Source organism: Pseudarcicella hirudinis, assembly GCF_900115665.1.
Taxonomy (GTDB): Bacteria; Bacteroidota; Bacteroidia; order Cytophagales; family Spirosomataceae; genus Pseudarcicella; species Pseudarcicella hirudinis.
Map to the genome: position 1 here is coordinate 553,122 of NZ_FOXH01000001.1, position 17,979 is coordinate 571,100.

Consider the following 17,979-nt stretch of genomic DNA (forward strand, 5'->3'; position numbering starts at 1 on the left):
AGTGCTGAATTCATCCTATTTATCATTCAGGACAACCCACTCATTTACAACCTTTTCCAGTACTTCTTTATTTGCTTCTATTTCCTCCATATTATGTAATTTCACCATTCTTCTGTCGGCATGATCACCCTGCAATAACCCCGAATCGTCATGCAGCAAAGCACCTTTGTGAAAAACAATATGTACATATTTTTTAGCCTGCGGGTTGAAAGTTGCCATGTCTTCCTTATTCAGATAAAAACTAGGCGCACCCCATTTAATATGTTCGGCCAGTTTTTCATTAGCATTTATAAGAATATCTCTGACAGCCTTCATTTCTTCTTTTAAAGGATGATCCAGCTTATCCAGGTATTCGTTTACTTTATCGGTATTACTCATTGAATCAAAATCGGTTAAAAGTTCATTAATTTTTAGGATACTCATAATTCACCATCCATTGAATCCCGAATTTATCAGTAAACATACCGAAATAAGCTCCCCAGAAAGCGTCTTCCAAAGGCTGATCAATTTTACCACCTGCTGAAAGGCCATAATACATTTTCTCTGCCTCTTCTTTACTCTCCGGATAAATTGAAATATAAAAGTTATTGCCGGTAAGCAGTTTGTGCCCCATCGACGCCACAGCATCTGTCGCCATAAGGATATTGCCATTTCCTAAAGGCAGACTAATATGCATAATTTTATCTTTAACATCCTCTGCAACTTTGTCTCCTCCGGGGATATCCTGATAGCGCATTAAAACACCAAATTCTCCCCCGATTACAGATTTGTAAAAAATAAATGCTTCCTCGGCATTGCCGTTGAAGTTAAGATAAGTATTGAAAATTGCCATAGTTGTATTTGTTAGATTTGTGATACAAACTTAAACCCAGGAATCGGTTTTACAAATACACAATCACGACAATCTGGCGGGGAGATTGCGACACTTATTTTACGGTAAATATTGATGTCGAAAATTCAGAAAACCTGATAAATCAAAAAGACTTCCAGCTATCTGAAAGTCCTTCCCAAAACCAAATTTCACTATTTATCAAGTACTTATATTTCGTACATTAACCTAAAACCTCCTGTTTCACATCAATTCTGAGTTGATGAGTATTGAATACATGAGAATATGGGCTAACACTTTTTGTCAGAAAAACACTGCCCCCAATGATGCTGTTATGGCCAATTACCGTCTTCCCACCTAAAATAGTAGTTCTTGCATAGATTATAACATTGTCTTCGACAGTAGGATGTCTTTTGGTTTCAGCCAGTTCTTTATTTACCTGTAGTGCCCCAAGTGTGACACCCTGATAAATACTTACGTTTTTTCCGATAATGCTCGTAGCACCAATGACAATTCCGGTACCATGATCTATAAAAAACGGCACATCAATCTGTGCGTTCGGATGGATATCAACACCTGTTTTCCCGTGTGCGTGCTCACTGATGATGCGTGGTAAAATCGGAATTTCAAGTTTTGATAAAGTATTGGCAATTCTATACACAGCAATTGCATAAAAACCCGGGTAAGAAACGATCACCTCGTGAATACTTGTAGCGGCTGGATCATTCTCGTAGATTTTTGTGGCGTCAGCCCTTAAATCCAGGTATATCTTTTCCAGAGAAATGTAAAAATCATAGACCTTCGCACCAATATCAATGCTGGCCGGATCGAGATAGCTTAACAGAATATTTTCCAGATCAATCTGGTTTTTCTTCAAGACTCCTTCATAAGTAGATTGCCTGTGCAAACGGTTATTAGGAAAGAGAAATTCAAACAAATCACTTAACCACACAATTGAGTCATGGATTTTAGGTGTAGCCTCCCACTCTTCCTTGTGTGTTTTGTGAAGTATTTCGATAAAATTATGAATATTAGGGTTGTCCATTTTCGTCAGTCGAGGTAAAAGGAATAGCAGTTAAACTGCTATTCCGATATTTATTTGTTACGTTTCAATTTATACAGGGATTCCACCAATGTATCAATATCTTCGCAAGTATTGTAAAATGCCAGCGAAGGACGAACTGTACTTTCCAGACCAAACCTCCGCAAAATCGGCTGGGCGCAATGATGTCCGGTTCTTACGGCAATTCCCTCTTTATTCAAAGCCTGACCTACTTCGTCATTTGTAAAACCTTTGAGTGTAAATGATAATACACTCGCTTTATCAGGCGCAGTTCCTACCAGTCGCAAACCCGGAACATCTTTCAGCAAATTGGTAGCATACAACAATAAATAATGCTCATACTGATTGATATTATCGATTCCAAGGCGATTAACATAGTCAATAGCCGCACCGAGCCCTACTGCATCAGCAATATTACCGGTACCTGCTTCAAAACGGGAAGGAGCCTGATGGAACTGTGTATGCTCAAATGTGACATCCTTGATCATATTTCCTCCACCTTGCCAGGGCTGGGTTTCGTTCAGCAAATCTTCTTTACCATACAAAACTCCTATTCCGGTCGGTCCGAAAACCTTATGTCCTGAAAACACAAAGAAATCAGCGTCCAGCGCCTGTAAATCCACCCTCAGATGCGACACAGACTGTGCGCCGTCTAATAAAGTCTTTGCTCCGGCCTGATGCGCCAGTTCAATAATCTTTTTTGCCGGAGTAACAGTTCCTAAAGCGTTTGAAACCTGGGTAAATGTTACGAGTTTGGTTTTAGGATTCAATAACTTAGCATATTCATCAAGCAAAATCTGTCCGTCATCATCTACTGGAATCACCCTTAGTTTCAAACCCTTTCTGGCCGCTAATTGCTGCCAGGGAACGATATTGGCATGATGTTCCAGATTACTGACAATAATTTCATCTCCTGCGCTCAGGTGCTGATCTCCCCAGCTTTTAGCTACCAGATTAATCGCCTCGGTTGCGCCACGCACAAAAACAATTTCATTGGTTGAACCTGCATTGAGAAAAGCTCTGACCTTTTCACGGGCTGCTTCATATGCATCCGTAGCACGGGCTGCGAGTTCATGCGCCGCACGATGAATATTAGAGTTTTCGTGTTGGTAGAAATAACTGATCCGATCAATAACCTGACGAGGTTTCTGAGTAGTAGCAGCATTATCCAACCAAATCAAAGGTCGGCCATTTATCCTTTCCTGAAGAATCGGAAAATCTTTTTTTACAAGATTTGCATCAAACAAAGCCTTAAAACCCGAAGCTTTCGGATGTTGCTTCTTTTCTTTGGCAAATTCATTGGTCAGATAGGAACCATGATCGCTTTGCAGAAAATAATAAGAAGCATCTCCCAAACCTGAAGGCCTGAAAGTCGGAATCTGCGGTGTTGAGGCAAAGGATGGAATGCCAGACAGTACTTCACTTAAATCAGGAAAAAAATCATGCTCAGAAGCAAAAGGCAAACTTTCATGAACTTCCTGATTTCGGATTGAAGGAGAAATACCACTTCCTGCTACAGACTTAGGATTCCTTCCTTCCCCGGCAAAATGAGGATCAGGCAGGCTTGTCTGAGGATCGGATAAATCTACTTCATTTCCCTGATAATGAGCAGAAGGAGAAATACCTTGCCCCGCCACAGATTGCGGAACTTTGCCCTGACCAGCATAATGAGGGTCGGGCAAGGTATTTCTCTGATTACTCAGGTCGATGGCATTGACAGGATTAATGCCGGAAGGAGAAACCTCGCCTCCGCTTGCCGAATTGAGAATTATCCCTTTTCCATAATCAGGTTCGGGCAGATTTCCTGCATAATTGCTCAAATCGCCTGAATTACCCTGACTTGTCAGATAATCATAATTTAACTCATAAGGATTTATTCCGGTTGCAGAACCCGAAGAAGGCAATTCGGTAAAGAATTTATTAGCCAGATTCTCCAAAAATCCGATATCCGGTAAATCCTGAGGTTGATTAATATTTATACTCATGATATTTTCCGATTTCTACGTCCTCTAACACTGCAATTGCATCATCTACCAATACCGCCAGAGAACAATACAATGAAATCAGGTAAGAGGCAATAGCTTTGTCATTAATTCCCATAAAACGAACCGATAAACCCGGAGACTGCTCTCCCGGAAGACCCGGCTGATACAAGCCAACAACTCCCTGACGGCTCTCGCCTGTGCGTAATAAAAGAATTTTTGACTTTCCGTTTTCAATCGGTACTTTGTCTGAAGGAATAAGCGGAATACCTCTCCAGGTAATAAACTGAGAGCCAAACAATGATACCGTTGGAGGTGGAACACCACGACGGGTACACTCACGGCCAAAAGCGGCGATTGTAAGAGGATGTAAGAGGAAGAAACCCGGTTCTTTCCAAACCTTCGTCAAAAGCTCGTCCAAATCGTCCGGTGTCGGAGCTCCGGTGCGGGTTTTTATCGTTTGGGAAGGGCTGATGCTGCTTAGCAAACCATATTCTTTGTTATTAATCAGTTCGCTTTCCTGTCTTTCTTTAATGGTTTCGATAGTAAGACGCAACTGCTCGGAAATCTGGTTGTACGGCTTGCTGTAAAGGTCAGATACACGTGTGTGAACGTCCAGAACCGTATTTACTGCACTAAGATTATACTCACGCGGGTTTTCGATATAGTCCACGAAAGTATGAGGCAATTCACGTTCATCTCTTCCCGAACAGTCAACTTCTACACTTGTACCATCTTTCACTTTGTTGAGACGATATACGCCTGATTCTACCGGAATCCAGTTCAGCAAATGTGTAAGCCATCGGGGTGTAATGGTTGAAAGCTGCGGGACTGTCCGGGTAGCAATGGCCAGCTGTCTTGCCGCCACATCACCTAAGGCCGTCTGATTTTTGTTTTTGTTTACTTCTGACATAGTTTAATTTGATTTAAAAAATACTAAATATATAGATTAAGAATATTAATAATTAAAAGTTTGACTTAGAGCAAATTGTGGTATTGCTCTTGTATTAAAAAAAACTTAAGTTTCAGATTATTTTAATTGAGATGAACTGATTTTCAAATATAGTCTATTAAAACTATAGATTTAAAATTTTATTCATTTTTTTTGAAGTTATTTTTAAAAATAATTTTCATTACATCTCATAATCAACGGGTTATAAAATGAAAATTAAAGCCCTTTTACCTATTGAATCTTATTGTATAGTTAAACATTTATTTCTTATTTTGCCGAATTCTACAAGAGGTACAATTGTTGGTGTAATTAAAGACTATTCGAAATGGGAAACATTCCAATAAGATCTATTACTGCAACTCGTGGAGAGTTGAATTTACAGGAAAGTTTTAACATCAGAAATATTGAAGATTTACTGGCCGGTGAAGACATGGTTCAGGAGCTTCACCGACATGATTTCTTTTATATGCTGGCATTGGAAAAAGGAACAGGGAAACATGAAATAGATTTCAATCCTTACCCGGTTTCTGACAATTCGGTTTTCTTTATGCGTCCCGGTCAGGTGCATCAGCTTGTACTAAAGGCAGGAAGTTCCGGGTTTCTGATGGAATTTAAGACTGATTTTTACCACCCTCACGACAAGCTTTCAAATCAGGTCTTAAGAAAGGCCAGTAACGTAAATCATTATTCTTTTGATGACCCACGATTCAAAAAATTGCATGCTCTGTTAACTTATATTTCTCAGGAATATATCGAAAAACAAGAAAACTATGCAGAAGTTATTAAGGCAAATCTGGGTATTTTCCTGATTGAACTTGTCAGACAGAATAACTCAAAACCTTCAAATAATCTGAATTCTTACGCACAGGAAAGGCTTGAAGAATTGCTGGAGCTGTTAGAAAGCCAAATTTCAAACCATAAGCAAGTTGCTACCTATGCCGGGCTGTTAAACCTCTCTCCTTACCAGCTTAACGCAATCACCAGGGAAACGCTGGGCAAAACCTGCTCAGAACTTATTAATGAACACATTATTCTGGAAGCTAAAAGATATCTTCTTGCCACCTCCGATCAGATAAACCAGATAGCCTATCATTTGGGTTATGAAGATGTTTCCTATTTTATCAGATTCTTCAGAAAGCACACAGGTTTTTCGCCGGAGGCATTCAGACATAATTTCAGATAAGTCCTGTTAAACTGCATTTTTGTCCTATCCTGAAAATTATTCTGAGAACTACTTTTGCAGATAAGTAATACGTTGAAGTTTATTTATCATTAAAAGTTTTAATCAAAGCAATATGAAACAGATATGGGATGAAAGATATAAGGATAATGAATTTGCTTATGGCAAAGATCCTAATCTATTTTTTAAAGAATGGCTTCCGGAGTTTGACCCCGGCACCATATTAATGCCAGCCGACGGAGAAGGCCGTAACGGAGTATTTGCCGCCAGACTCGGTTGGCATGTAACATCGTTCGACCTAAGTATAGAAGGCCGGGCAAAGGCCTTACAACTGGCTGAGGAGTTTGGCGTAACACTTGAGTACATTGCAGGAGATTTAGAAGAACTTGAGTTTGAAAAAGAGACATTTGATGCCATCGGGCTAATATATGCTCATTTTTCGGCAGAACGGAAGTCGGAATTTCACAGGAAATTAAATGAATCTCTCAAAGTGGGCGGAATAATCATTTTAGAGGCATTCAGTAAAAATCACCTGGAATTGGTGAGGCTCAATCCAAAAGTAGGCGGCCCGAAGGAGATTGAGATGTTGTACGCTAAGGCCGAAATCTTAGCCGATTTTGCCAATTATGAAATATTGATGCTGGAGGAAGAAGAAATTCTGCTAGAGGAAGGGAAATATCATATCGGAAAAGGTTCGGTAATCAGGTTTGTAGGAAGAAAAGTCGGCTAAATGCAACATTTCGGTCAGACAAAAAACAAAAATCCTTACGGAATGTAAGGATTTTTATGAATGTTTTATTTCTTTTCGAGTAAGCTGAATTATTGTATTTATAGAAATAGTCTATTTTTAAATCCTCTTATAAATGGCACAATGCGGTTGCGTAATCCATTAATTACTACTTGCTTAATTTCAAAAAATACCTTAGTTTTACTTCATCTTATTCCCGATAGCCCCTGAAGCAATTCAAGCCATCGGGTTTCGTTTTTTATAAAGTACTATTTTTTTTCAAGTAAGCGTTCCAGACGCAACATCATTTCGTCCTTTTCCTTTAGCATTCGCTCATATAAAGCAATCTTTTCTTCATGAAGCTGAATGATTTTATCAATTGCATTTATCTGCTGAATATTCACGCCGTTATTGTTTACAGCATTGTCTGAGAAATTGCAGGCAATATTATAAATCGCCTGATCCTCATCAAAATTCTGAATAGCTTCAACCGGAATTTTTAAGGTAGCGGATATTTGTTGAAGCAGAGAGGGGTCAATTGTTTCTTTTTGTTCGAGCAAAGAAATCTTTTGTTGGTTCCAGTCGTCGCCAAGCTCAGCAGCCATAGCGTCCTGTTTAATGCCTAACATTTCCCTGAAGCGTTTCACATTACGGCCTTCGTGGATTTTATGAGTTGGTGTTTTACTATGTATCATAACAGCAAATGTATTTTTTTTCAGTCTCGTAAATTACAAATTTATTCGATAAGTTACCAGCCACTCAAACCTATTACAGTGTAATATACAGGCTTGTGATGTATGATACAAATTAATTGTAAGCGTGCTTTGTATCAAAAACAGCATAAACCTATGGAAGCACAGGAACAAGTGGCCAAAGCAGCCAAAACAAGAAGAATGACAATATGCAATAAAGGCTTTGCCCGGGAAAACGGCCGTTATGTATTTTTTCCCATCATCAGCCTGAGTGGCAAATGGCTGAAAGAGCAAGGTTTTAAAAGCGGCCAAATGATAGATATCGTCTGTGAAGACAGCAAACTGATCATAACTATAGTGGAGGAACAGAGATTGGAGGGTGGGTAGGTGTTGAGGTACCTAGATTTGTTTTACTTTAGTTTGATAATCAAAAACTCCTATTAAATGTAAAAAGAAGTAAAAGCTTACACAAATATTCCCCACACTCCCGTTTGATAAGACTCAAACGAATCACAAGTTTATCCTTAGTCAAAACAAACTCCAGACATGGTCAATACCTTTTTATTAGTGAAAAAAATATTCTCTTAACAGAAAAGTCAGGTCTTCTCAAACAAGCCACAGTGAAGCTAATTTTTCCTTTATAGGCAAACTCAATTATATGCCTAATTCTATAGTTCCTCAACCTTTGGCGTTGATCCCTTAATCCATGAAAAATTGATGCATCAGGGGGCTAAAAACACAAAAACCCGAACTTTAAGAAGTACGGATTTCGCAAAAGTAGTAAAATCAATATAAGTGATCCCGCTGGGACTTATCCGCCCCAGCGTATCTAATTAATAACCAGCCAATTGCAACTCCGTAAGTTGCATGGAAAATGATTATCAGAAATTTATCAAAGCGGGGTTTTTATATTGTTTCCAAAATTCAACCTTGATAATATTGTCTGATATGGCATAATCACTTTCCTCAGGCTTTCCCAAGTAACTTTTTGATAATAATTCCCGGTAAAACTCTTTGTCTTTAAGTGCGTCTTCCAACCTTGCTTGTAATTGATTTATTAGTTCAACCTTGTAGGTTCCACCATCTGAATTTTGATCATTACTAAAATCATTTGTATTGGTTACAAAATAATTCAAAGGAACGCCAAAATAATTTGATAAATCTATCAATGTTTGTAGTTTCAAAGAGCCTTTTTTTAGACTTCCTGACAATCCGGTGTCTGTCATTCCTATCTTTCTGCATACTTCTGAGAAGGAAACGCCCCTCTCTTTTGCTAATTTTTTTACCTTATCATCTACCTGATAATCAGTAACTTGTGAGGTTTTCATAATTTTATTTGTATGTTTTTTATTAATTTTTTTGTATTCACCAAAAATTTATTTATATATTTGTATCGTATTTATATCATAAAGTAAACGGAAAGTAATCAGATTTGATACATTTTTGATTAAAAAATTTAGTTTTCGGTATTCTAAACAAAAAAAAGTTTATGAAAATCAGATTGACAAGTACACCGGAAGGGAAAAAAGATTGACGAAAAAATTAACGACTTTGTATATGAAAGAAGTTTCAATTAATAAAAAGGTAGTTAGATACTTTGATTACTGTAGCAAGTTGCACGATTGCTATTTTTACCTTGAATCTGGAATTTAGATAATCTTAACCTCTTCTGAAAAAAGAAGGAATAAATTAGTAGCTATTGAGAGGTTATTCAAGTCGTTTAAACACAAGAAGAAAAAAATTAAGTGGGATAAGCAGATGACAGAAGACATCTACTATCATGCTCAGTTGATTTTAGATATTTCTGATTTCCAAAATTTTGAAAATGAGATAAAAAATCATTTAAAATCTTCTTTATCCCATTCCGAAAAAATAAGCTCAATTCTTGATTGTTTAAGAAATTATTACTTCCGTATAAGACGTTCAGCTTTTTAGACATAAAAAAATATGGGGGATTGAAGGTTTAACGTTTGTTCTCTGATAATTACAAATCTATTGGAAATCCCCATAATATCTAAACCTAAAACCGATGTGTACAAAAGTCAGATTCTTGTCAAAGGCTCTCGCTATAAGAAAGATAGATGAGTACGCAGCTATCGCAGACAATCGTAAAAAGCCCCTACGGGCATATTTATGTCTTGAATGCGGGTATTATCATCTTACAAGCATGACTAAGAAGCATTTTCAAACACGTGAGCGGGCGATTATTCTACAGAAGGAGGCTAAGAAAATAAAGGTATCTGAATATTACGATAAAAAATTAAACATTATCAATATGGCATTACTGACTTTTAAGGATTGGAAACGCGTGCAAGAGAAATTGCCGACTAACAGGGATAAGTTCGAGCTTTATCAATTCTGTATTGATTTGTTCCCCAACGTCTTTAAACAAGACCCAAAACGCAGGGATTCGCCAGTAATTTCATACGAGACCTGGAAAAAGAAGGTTTCGGGCAACAAAGTCTTATCCGATGTTGAACAAATTGCGATCTGGGAGGTTTTGAACTTGAAATTCAAATATCTGATAGAAGAAATTGAAGCCGAAGAATTTATCTCAGCATAACTATGAAGCGTAAACTACTGATATTATTCGAATTTACGGCTGTAGGAGTTCTGTTTTACAGGATTCTGACCAATGGTGTTCAGGTTATCGATTTACTATTGTGTTTTGTCATATATGTAGTTTGCATGGTTGCTCTTTTCACTCTAAAATCCTAATTCGCTTATGTTCCTTGTTACTCTAAAGTCCCCAATATGGGGCTTCGAATCGAATTCTAAAATTTGGATCAGTTTTGTTGATGGAGTATATATTTTGGCATCAGATGTTCGGAAATCAGTAAGGCGTATAGTGCCGACCGATATTTTCTCGATACGAGAATAGTTCTTGCAAATTGGATTGGGGTGTACCCGGTCGAAAAAAAATATATTGGTGCAAAGGTTTGATGTAAAAACCCCGGCGAGTGCCGGGGAATTTTCTTTAAAACAAAATGGAAGAGCATTCACGGGAAATCGTCGGAAATCTATATGTAGAGGCAAAGGAATTGTTTTCGGAAATCTGGGCGAATATTGCGATTTCCGGGGATCAGTTTGAAAAGCTGAGTCCATCTGCGACACAAAAGTTTCAGGATCGTGTTGACAAGTTGAGGAAGTTAGAAACAATTGTTGATAAGTTTAACGATTGTTTTTTTATTATCCTCACTCAGCAAAATGAGCGATTAAGGAATGCGAGAAAAGCACTGGATTTCGAAGATTCTAGCATATTATTCCCTTCGATTCCGGAGCTTTCAATAAAAGAGAAAATGATCGAGAATCTTGTTATTGCCCTTGTCAATAATGCAAAAACCACTAAAGAAATCATGGAAATATGGTCTGAAAACGTTCAGCTGCTTAAGTTAACGCTCACCTACGATAATTTTATTCATTTGCACGAGCGGGTTAATGCCAGGCATCGGGATTTACAAAAATAAAGATATGTCTAAGAAAATATCATATTCGGACTTTTCATTAGATGATATAGTACTATTAGACCTTTTTGCTGGAACTGGGGGCTTTGCGAAAGGTTTGAAAGATGCCGGGTTTAAATTTAAAAAGCATTATTTCAGCGAAATTGACCCTAATTGTATTGCTAATTATCAATATAACTTCAGAAATGCAGAACCACTTGGATCAATTACAAATATTCGAGGATTCGACCTTGGAAAGGTTGACATTATCACATTCGGATCGCCTTGCCAGGATTTCAGCTTGGCTGGAAACAGAAAGGGAATGGGCGGAAAACGTTCCTCTTTTATCAAAGAGGCAATTAGGCTCGTTGATGAGTGTAAACCACAGCTTTTTTTCTGGGAAAATGTTAAAGGAGCTTTCAGTTCAAACAATGGTGAAGATTTTTGGTCAATTATCAAAGCCTTTGCCAACCTTGGGAACTATAACATCGAATGGCAATTGCTTAATACAACATGGGTTTTACCCCAAAATAGAGAGCGGATATTCCTTGTTGGACATCTTGCAACCTCAGGAGGAAGTTTCAAGGGAATATTTCCTTTCACAGAAACAGACTGCCTACGTTACAAACCCGAAACGAATTTTAAAAAAATACACTCAAATTACAGAATTTCATTGCCATTGATGGCCAGTGGTACTCAAACATGGACCGGTGATTATATCCGTTCAGGGACATACAGAACTCATAAAGATGGCAATGGTTTCCGTCAAAATCATGGGGACTGTGCTGCGACGATCCCAGCAAGAGCCAGAAAAGACGGTAGTGGACAAGGTGTTATTAAGATTATCTCGAAACCTCATGGCTTTTATAAAGGAAATGAATCTGAAATCTCTCCTACTATAAAGAGCAACTCTTTTGAACATAATAATTTTGTTTCCATAAAACCCGTATTGACCCCGGGCAGAATAGTAAAACGACAAAATGGGCGTAGGATAAAAGAAGATGGGGACCCGGCCTTTACTTTAGGTTGCCAAGAACAACACGGCATATTATTAGATGATTCTGAAATAAGACGATTCACAGAAATTGAGTGTGAGAGACTTCAGGGGCTTCCTGATAACTGGACAAAATTCGGACTTTTTAAAGCAAGGAATGTAGATATTAAAAAGAGGTCGGATGAAATTATGATTCATAACAACGAAGCCTATATAGTTAGGGAAATAAAACCCACAAATCGCTACAAAATGTGCGGAAATGCAGTTACCGCAACAATTGTAACTCTTATTGGAATAAAATATTTGAATAATAATATCGATACAGTCAAACCTTAATAACTATTCTAATGATAACTATCCTAATTATGGTCCTGTTGGGACTCGCCAATATCCTAACACTTTGGGGGAATTCTATCTTACTGGCACAATCAAATCGCAGGTTTGAGAAGTTATTTAACCCAGTCTTCTTTCGTATCCTAGGCTCTTTTGTGATGTTAGTTGCTGCTGACGGTTTATTTCTGTATGAACTTGTAACTATATATTGGAAATGAAAACACTGAAATTTTATGTTGAGTTGGGGAATGATGATATACCTGGGGAACTATTCACTTTCGAACCTCCGGAAGAGGTGTTGAGTAAAGTATGCTATAGTTGGCAATACAATTCGAAAAGAATAGGTGAAAAGAACGATTTGCACTTGGATGCTACTGTCATAATGGCTAAAAGAGTTATGAATCCTAATTTTGGCGGGGGGTGTGGTGGGGATTCTATCTGTGTTGTAACCGGATTAGCTCTTAATTGTAGTGATCTCGAACTTTACAAAAGATGTATAAGCGAGGTTGTGAATCTTGTTTATAATGAGATTGGAGGAATAAGTCCGGTCGTCATATTCGATGAAGTTTATTATGTACATTATTTTCCCAAATCCCCTACATTATGAAGGTCATCGTAACACTTTCCGGAGGTAAGGATTCCACAGCTACATTGATTTTAGCTTTGAATAAATTCAATCGCTCGAACTTAATTTTCCTATTTTGCGATACAGGATGGGAACATGAGATTACATATAAATACTTAGATTATCTCGAAGAGAGGTTTGGCATTAATATTATTCGTACACGGTCTTACAAATTTGACTCACTGGTTGATTTAGCCAAGAAAAAGGGGCGTTTTCCTTCGACAAAAAGCAGATTTTGTACCGAGGAGCTGAAGGTGAAACCAATGATTGATTTCATACTGGATCAGGTAAATGATAACATATTAGTTCTTCAAGGAATTAGGGCAGAAGAAAGTCATAAGAGAGCTACAATGCCTAAGAATTGCGAATTTTTTAAATTTTACTTTGAACCTTACACATACGACAAAAATGGAAGGGGAAAGTATTATACATATCGAAAAGCGGATGTTATTTCATTTTGTAAAGAGTATGTTCACGATGTAGATCGCCCTATTATTGATTGGAGCGAGAGTGATGTATTTGCTTTTTTGGAGGCAAATTTTACTGAGCGGAATAAATTATATGATATGGGATTTCATAGGGTTGGTTGCTTCCCTTGTATAATGTGTGGAAAGGAGGAATTTAAGTTAATTGTTAAAAATTTTCCTGCTTGGATTCAAGGCTTAGCCAAGCAGGAAGAGCAAATAGGAGCATCCTTCTTTCCTCCAAAGTATATTCCTAAGACATATTGCAGTATCCAGAAGGAAATTTTTGACAAAAGGTCCGGCAAGTCTCGTCTGGTATTTATCCCGACTGTTACCGATGTTGCTAAATATGTTTTTACAAGAGCTTATTCTAGAAACAAGAAAATGAGAGATAAGACTCTTAGTCTATTCGGTTGTTCTAATAATCTTAATCCTTGTGAAGTTTGAACTATTTCTCAATTGGTACGAAAATCAAATTAGCATGAAACAAAATACAGAATTAATCGAAACAATTATCAATCTCACTCAGGCGATCATACTGCTTCAAAAGGCGGATGGCATTTTGATAAATGATCTTCCTGCTTACTATAGGGTCTCTCCTGACAAAGATGTTTTCTTTGGTTCGCTTTTTTTTAAAAGCACAAAAGGGCTTATAGGTGAAATACTTGGAACTATTCATTTTGATAAGTGGTATAACGAAAGCGTAAAATTATCTGGGTCTGATTTGTTCTTTACTACTCCAGGTGACTTGCCAATAAAGGTTACTCTATTGACAAAATTGAGCGTTGACTCATACAGATAGCTATGAATTCAATAGAGCAAGAAAATATAAACGATCAAATAGAGGAGTTTTACAAAAAAACAGGTATTGCTATTTGGTATCTGGTAGAACCAGCTGAGATATATCATGGAATGCTGGTTGCAAGCATGGATTTTGGTGTTTCAGAATCGGATTTTTGGTGCAAGGATTGCCAGTTTAAGTATTTCCATATTGATTCCCGTAAATGGGAATTTTATCTATGTACAAACTCAGGGCGCATATTATTATTCATTAGACACACCTCAGCAACAAGTCTATTCTACCCCTTAACTCTTGATCTTGGTAATCAATTTAAACAGGGTGTAAATGCCAAAATTCCAGTAATATCTGATTTGATTGATAGATACCAATTGTTCGATAGATCATTGGTTAATGGGTACAGTATTAATCCTAACATTCTGCTTGGAATATGTTCAGATGGCGCAGGGAATTTCACTCAAAGAAACTTTTAATCAAAAATAGGAATAACTATGGAAAAGGATGAGATAATCCGTTTATTGGAACTATTTCGTTACAAAGAAAACGACAGACCAGGATTAAATAATTACTTGGACGTAACTTGGAATAGCAACAAATATGTCGCTACTACAACTCCCCACCATTTTATTATCATTAAAAAGTCGATTTATGAATTTACTCCATCAGGGTTTCTGAATCTTTCCGCACACATTCCATCCCCTAACTGCGAGGTTGAAATCTCTGTTAATGAGATAATCAACAAAGTATCTCAAATTAGGTTGGTTGAGGTAGAACAAGAATGCGAGTGTTCTTATTGTTCCGGGACTGGTGAGGTTAAAGAGGGCTTTTATTCCTCATATTGTCGAAACTGTGACGGATATGGGTTTGTTGGAAATGGGCAGTACGAAACCATCATCGATGAAGAAGTACGAATAAAAATTAGGGACAGTTTATTCAACAATGGATTTATTGCCAAACTACTTGAAGTTTGTCAGGCCACAAATTCTAAAAATATTTTCTTGATTCATCAGAAAGATGAACGGGTAAATCTATTCAAAATAAATAATGAAATTTTGATAGGAATTATGCCTATGCGCCCCGCAAAAGATGAAGAATTTGTGACAATTGATCTGAAAAATCCTGCGTCAGCTTAATGGGTTTATCTCTACGTCGCTTCTTCCCTTTTTCTCTTTCAGGGTTGTCAGCCACAGAAATGTTAGTTACTGCAGTATCAAACAGAATTAAGATTATGGAATCATATTTTGGAGGCAAAGGATCAGATGGGACATATCAAACTATCATTAATCAGATACCAGCTGTGGAAATTTATATCGAAGCCTATGCTGGACATGCAAGTGTTTTTCGAAAAATGATCCGGCCTAACTTAACAATATTAAATGATATTAATCCTAAAGTTTATCAGAAACTTATTGCTCATTTTCCGGAAAGCATCAGTTTTAGTGATGATACGGACCGGAAAGATTTTATCCGGAAGTATCTTGAAAAAATAAGTAACTCGAGCATCGGAGAAATTAAAAATACTTGCCAAGGAAATAACGATGCCGGATCTATTTTGATAATTGAGTGTCTTGATGCAATTGATTTGATAGATAAATACAAGGAATTAATTGAAGTTTTTAATTCGCTGATTTATTCAGACCCACCTTACCCACTCGGATCGAGAAAAAGTCAAGTAAAAAGATACGAATTTGAAATGACTGACCAGGATCATGTTAAGTATCTGAAGTATCTGAAAAACATTCGTTGTAAGCAGCTTATTAGTACTTATCCAAATGATATTTATGAAGATTTACTACCCCCCCCCTATTTTAATCTGCATGAGTTCTGGTCTCAAACAAGGAAAGGGTTAGCTAAAGAATATTTATACAAAAATTATGAAACACCTACTGAGCTTCAAGATTACAGCTATTTAGGAAGTGATTTCAGGGAGCGAGACAAATTAAAGCGGATTAAAAGAAATTTCCTGAGAAAATTTAAAGAAATGCCCCGTCAACTACAAAACTCAATTTTGAAAGAACTACTGTTATGAAAACTGTTGCACACTTTGACACTATCGCAAAATTTAAGCCTAATTCAGTTATTATAACTAAAAGATGGGTTCAATCTGAACGATCAGAGGAAACAACTCAAAATGAAGTTTCCTTGGCGAATTTGCTAAAAGATGGAGCAAAGTCTGAAAATATGAACGGGTACTTGTCAGAGGCTTCTAAAAGAAATTTAAAGAACCTGGCAGAAAACTTTCTAATGTCGGTTGAGCTTACTACAGGCATGAAGTATGCGACTGATTCAACTAAAAAAAACGGAGAAAAATCATTCAGTTTGCTTGCGGATCAGGTAAAAAGGATTTCAGGGGTCGAATATCAACAAAATAATCAGGTGTATCCGACTTTCATAACGTTGACTCTCCCATCAAAGCAACTTCATAATGATAACTATATCAAGAACGAGTGTCTCGACCCATTCATAGAATGGCTTAAATCTGATCGTGAGTACATTACAAGAAAAGGCAAGGGAAAAGGTTTATTGCAGGGGTGTAATGTAAAGGTATATTTGTGGAGAGCTGAAACTCAGAAAAACGGGCAGTTGCATTTCCATATAATAGTTGATCGGTGGATAGATAAAGATCAGATTCGTTGGCGTTGGAATCAGATAGTCAATCGGCTGGGCTATGTTGACAGATTTCGTAATGTGCAACTTCATAAATATAGAAACGGTTTCTCATGCACGGTTGAGGAAATAGAGTCGCAGCGCAAAAAGTTACAGGATAAGTTATTTCAGGCTAATAAGCATAATCAATTGCCGAAAAATATTCATCCGGCCGTTGAACATGAGTTTATCACAGCTTTCAAGTCTGGAAAAAAAGCGTTTTCTGTGAAAAAATCTGCTGAATTGGCAAAATGTGTACTTGAGTACAATTACAGAAAGAAAGTTGAGAATAATTTTACCGATCCTCCAAGTACCCAGGTAATCCCAATTCAGAATGCAAAGAGTGTAACAGCATATGTTACCAAGTACATTTCAAAGTCTAGTGAGGAAATTGCTCCGAAATTAAATGATAATCAGGAGTTTGTTGCTACTGAGGAGTTTGGCAAGTTGAAAAAATATATTGTCAATTATCGTTACGAATTATCACTTGATGGTCAGGAGGTGAAGATTGAGACAAGTCGCCAGGAGTATAAACCGAGATTTGAAACAAGGAAGGTCACTGGCCGCTTATGGGGACGAAGCGACTCTCTTTTTGGAATTAAAGCTTTTGAAAAAGCGATTTATACTTACAAACTTGTTGAGGAGCCAGTCTATGAAACCAGGGTTGAAAATAAAAAAATATTTTCCCACACCATAACTGACCTCTGGGGAAATGAGTCGTTGAAATATGAACATAGAGATGTATTAGTTACTGATACTCACTATAAGCGACAAGCTTACGGTATTGAGGATAAAGTAAGCTGGAATTATATAGATTGTTTGAAAAATATTATTGGAAAAGCACAGATCGATGAAGCGACAAATAAAGTAGGCGGAAGTTTCGTCGCCTTCGGTGGACAGGTCATTCCAGTCTATAAAAAAGAAGAGGGTAAGGTAAAATACCAAAAGCATTTTATGCAGGAAAATGCGCCAGAGCTTTATAATGAGTACTTAAACCACTATGGCGAAATATTCAAGACCCTCTACGCTTGACAAGTTTGGTACCTGGGAAGTATTGGAGGATGGTAGTCTGTTTGAAACGGCTAACAATTATCATATCACCCCTGATAGGTTCGGTGAATCAGATTGGTGGTCATTCTTCAGGACAGACCCAAGCCATAACTGGGGGGATTATATGAAAGCCTTATTTCGTGCATGCGAAGTGGGGAAGATTAAAGAATTAAACATGAAAATGTCTGACGAATAAATAA

At 37.3% G+C, this 17,979-nt stretch carries 22 protein-coding genes; 15 read left to right on the plus strand and 7 right to left on the minus strand.

Annotation, left to right across the window (positions count from 1 at the left end):
* Positions 1–15 precede the first annotated feature (15 nt).
* The 5 genes from BM179_RS02070 to BM179_RS02090 form a co-directional block, all read right to left on the minus strand.
* Positions 16–423, minus strand: a complete 408-nt coding sequence (locus BM179_RS02070) for a DUF1801 domain-containing protein (protein ID WP_092011337.1) — start codon at positions 421–423, stop codon at positions 16–18.
* Entirely contained in the window at positions 404–832 is a 429-nt protein-coding gene (locus BM179_RS02075; RefSeq protein ID WP_092011340.1) for a VOC family protein, read from the minus strand. Before BM179_RS02075 ends, BM179_RS02070 begins: the two co-directional genes overlap by 20 nt.
* Before the next feature lie 220 nt (positions 833–1,052).
* Positions 1,053–1,874, minus strand: coding sequence for a serine O-acetyltransferase (locus tag BM179_RS02080; RefSeq protein WP_092011343.1), 822 nt, complete (start codon positions 1,872–1,874; stop codon positions 1,053–1,055).
* 50 nt (positions 1,875–1,924) lie between these two features.
* The gene (locus tag BM179_RS02085) at positions 1,925–3,877 is read right to left on the minus strand and encodes a family 2A encapsulin nanocompartment cargo protein cysteine desulfurase (RefSeq protein WP_092011346.1); all 1,953 of its coding nucleotides are present in this window, start codon (positions 3,875–3,877) and stop codon (positions 1,925–1,927) included.
* Entirely contained in the window at positions 3,861–4,787 is a 927-nt protein-coding gene (locus BM179_RS02090) for a family 2A encapsulin nanocompartment shell protein (protein ID WP_092011349.1), read from the minus strand. The genes BM179_RS02085 and BM179_RS02090 overlap by 17 nt, the downstream gene beginning before the upstream one ends.
* 364 nt (positions 4,788–5,151) lie before the next feature.
* On the opposite strand from BM179_RS02090, the gene BM179_RS02095 reads away from it, so the two are divergent.
* Positions 5,152–6,009 (plus strand): AraC family transcriptional regulator, encoded by an 858-nt coding sequence (locus BM179_RS02095; RefSeq protein WP_092011352.1) that lies wholly within the window; start codon positions 5,152–5,154, stop codon positions 6,007–6,009.
* 112 nt (positions 6,010–6,121) lie between these two features.
* On the plus strand, positions 6,122–6,736 hold the full coding sequence (locus BM179_RS02100; protein ID WP_092011355.1) for a class I SAM-dependent methyltransferase: 615 nt from the start codon (positions 6,122–6,124) through the stop codon (positions 6,734–6,736).
* A 266-nt stretch (positions 6,737–7,002) separates the two neighbouring features.
* On the opposite strand, the gene BM179_RS02105 is transcribed toward BM179_RS02100, so the two are convergent.
* A complete protein-coding gene (locus BM179_RS02105) occupies positions 7,003–7,428 on the minus strand; it encodes a helix-turn-helix domain-containing protein (RefSeq protein WP_092011358.1) in 426 nt (141 codons plus the stop codon).
* 153 nt (positions 7,429–7,581) lie between these two features.
* Here BM179_RS02105 and BM179_RS02110 point away from each other — a divergent pair, with 153 nt between their 5' ends.
* A complete protein-coding gene (locus tag BM179_RS02110) occupies positions 7,582–7,812 on the plus strand; it encodes a SymE family type I addiction module toxin (protein ID WP_218159137.1) in 231 nt (76 codons plus the stop codon).
* Between the two features lie 494 nt (positions 7,813–8,306).
* Here BM179_RS02110 and BM179_RS02115 read toward each other — a convergent pair whose 3' ends face one another.
* Positions 8,307–8,753, minus strand: coding sequence for a helix-turn-helix domain-containing protein (locus tag BM179_RS02115; RefSeq protein ID WP_092011364.1), 447 nt, complete (start codon positions 8,751–8,753; stop codon positions 8,307–8,309).
* An 839-nt stretch (positions 8,754–9,592) separates the two neighbouring features.
* Between BM179_RS02115 and BM179_RS02120 the strand changes: the two genes are divergently transcribed.
* From BM179_RS02120 to BM179_RS02175, 12 genes are all read left to right on the plus strand, one after another.
* Positions 9,593–9,988 (plus strand): hypothetical protein, encoded by a 396-nt coding sequence (locus BM179_RS02120; protein WP_218159138.1) that lies wholly within the window; start codon positions 9,593–9,595, stop codon positions 9,986–9,988.
* A gap of 2 nt (positions 9,989–9,990) precedes the next feature.
* Positions 9,991–10,143, plus strand: coding sequence for a hypothetical protein (locus BM179_RS25175; RefSeq protein WP_177219278.1), 153 nt, complete (start codon positions 9,991–9,993; stop codon positions 10,141–10,143).
* A 269-nt stretch (positions 10,144–10,412) separates the two neighbouring features.
* A complete protein-coding gene (locus BM179_RS02125; protein ID WP_092011370.1) occupies positions 10,413–10,892 on the plus strand; it encodes a hypothetical protein in 480 nt (159 codons plus the stop codon).
* A 4-nt stretch (positions 10,893–10,896) separates the two neighbouring features.
* Positions 10,897–12,198, plus strand: a complete 1,302-nt coding sequence (locus tag BM179_RS02130) for a DNA cytosine methyltransferase (RefSeq protein WP_218159139.1) — start codon at positions 10,897–10,899, stop codon at positions 12,196–12,198.
* A 211-nt stretch (positions 12,199–12,409) separates the two neighbouring features.
* Complete coding sequence (locus BM179_RS02140; RefSeq protein WP_092011376.1) at positions 12,410–12,802, plus strand: hypothetical protein; 393 nt, start codon at positions 12,410–12,412, stop codon at positions 12,800–12,802.
* On the plus strand, positions 12,799–13,731 hold the full coding sequence (locus BM179_RS02145; RefSeq protein WP_092011379.1) for a Dph6-related ATP pyrophosphatase: 933 nt from the start codon (positions 12,799–12,801) through the stop codon (positions 13,729–13,731). Before BM179_RS02140 ends, BM179_RS02145 begins: the two co-directional genes overlap by 4 nt.
* 34 nt (positions 13,732–13,765) lie before the next feature.
* Positions 13,766–14,086, plus strand: a complete 321-nt coding sequence (locus BM179_RS02150; RefSeq protein ID WP_092011382.1) for a hypothetical protein — start codon at positions 13,766–13,768, stop codon at positions 14,084–14,086.
* Between the two features lie 2 nt (positions 14,087–14,088).
* Positions 14,089–14,556 carry a hypothetical protein gene (locus BM179_RS02155; RefSeq protein WP_092011385.1) on the plus strand — a complete coding sequence of 156 codons (468 nt, stop codon included), beginning with the start codon at positions 14,089–14,091 and terminating at the stop codon, positions 14,554–14,556.
* Between the two features lie 18 nt (positions 14,557–14,574).
* Positions 14,575–15,216, plus strand: coding sequence for a hypothetical protein (locus BM179_RS02160; protein WP_092011388.1), 642 nt, complete (start codon positions 14,575–14,577; stop codon positions 15,214–15,216).
* 95 nt (positions 15,217–15,311) lie between these two features.
* Complete coding sequence (locus BM179_RS02165) at positions 15,312–16,112, plus strand: DNA adenine methylase (protein ID WP_143095119.1); 801 nt, start codon at positions 15,312–15,314, stop codon at positions 16,110–16,112.
* Positions 16,109–17,761, plus strand: a complete 1,653-nt coding sequence (locus BM179_RS02170) for a hypothetical protein (protein ID WP_092011394.1) — start codon at positions 16,109–16,111, stop codon at positions 17,759–17,761. The genes BM179_RS02165 and BM179_RS02170 overlap by 4 nt, the downstream gene beginning before the upstream one ends.
* Positions 17,730–17,975 carry a hypothetical protein gene (locus BM179_RS02175; RefSeq protein ID WP_092011397.1) on the plus strand — a complete coding sequence of 82 codons (246 nt, stop codon included), beginning with the start codon at positions 17,730–17,732 and terminating at the stop codon, positions 17,973–17,975. Before BM179_RS02170 ends, BM179_RS02175 begins: the two co-directional genes overlap by 32 nt.
* The last annotated feature ends 4 nt before the right edge of the window (positions 17,976–17,979 follow it).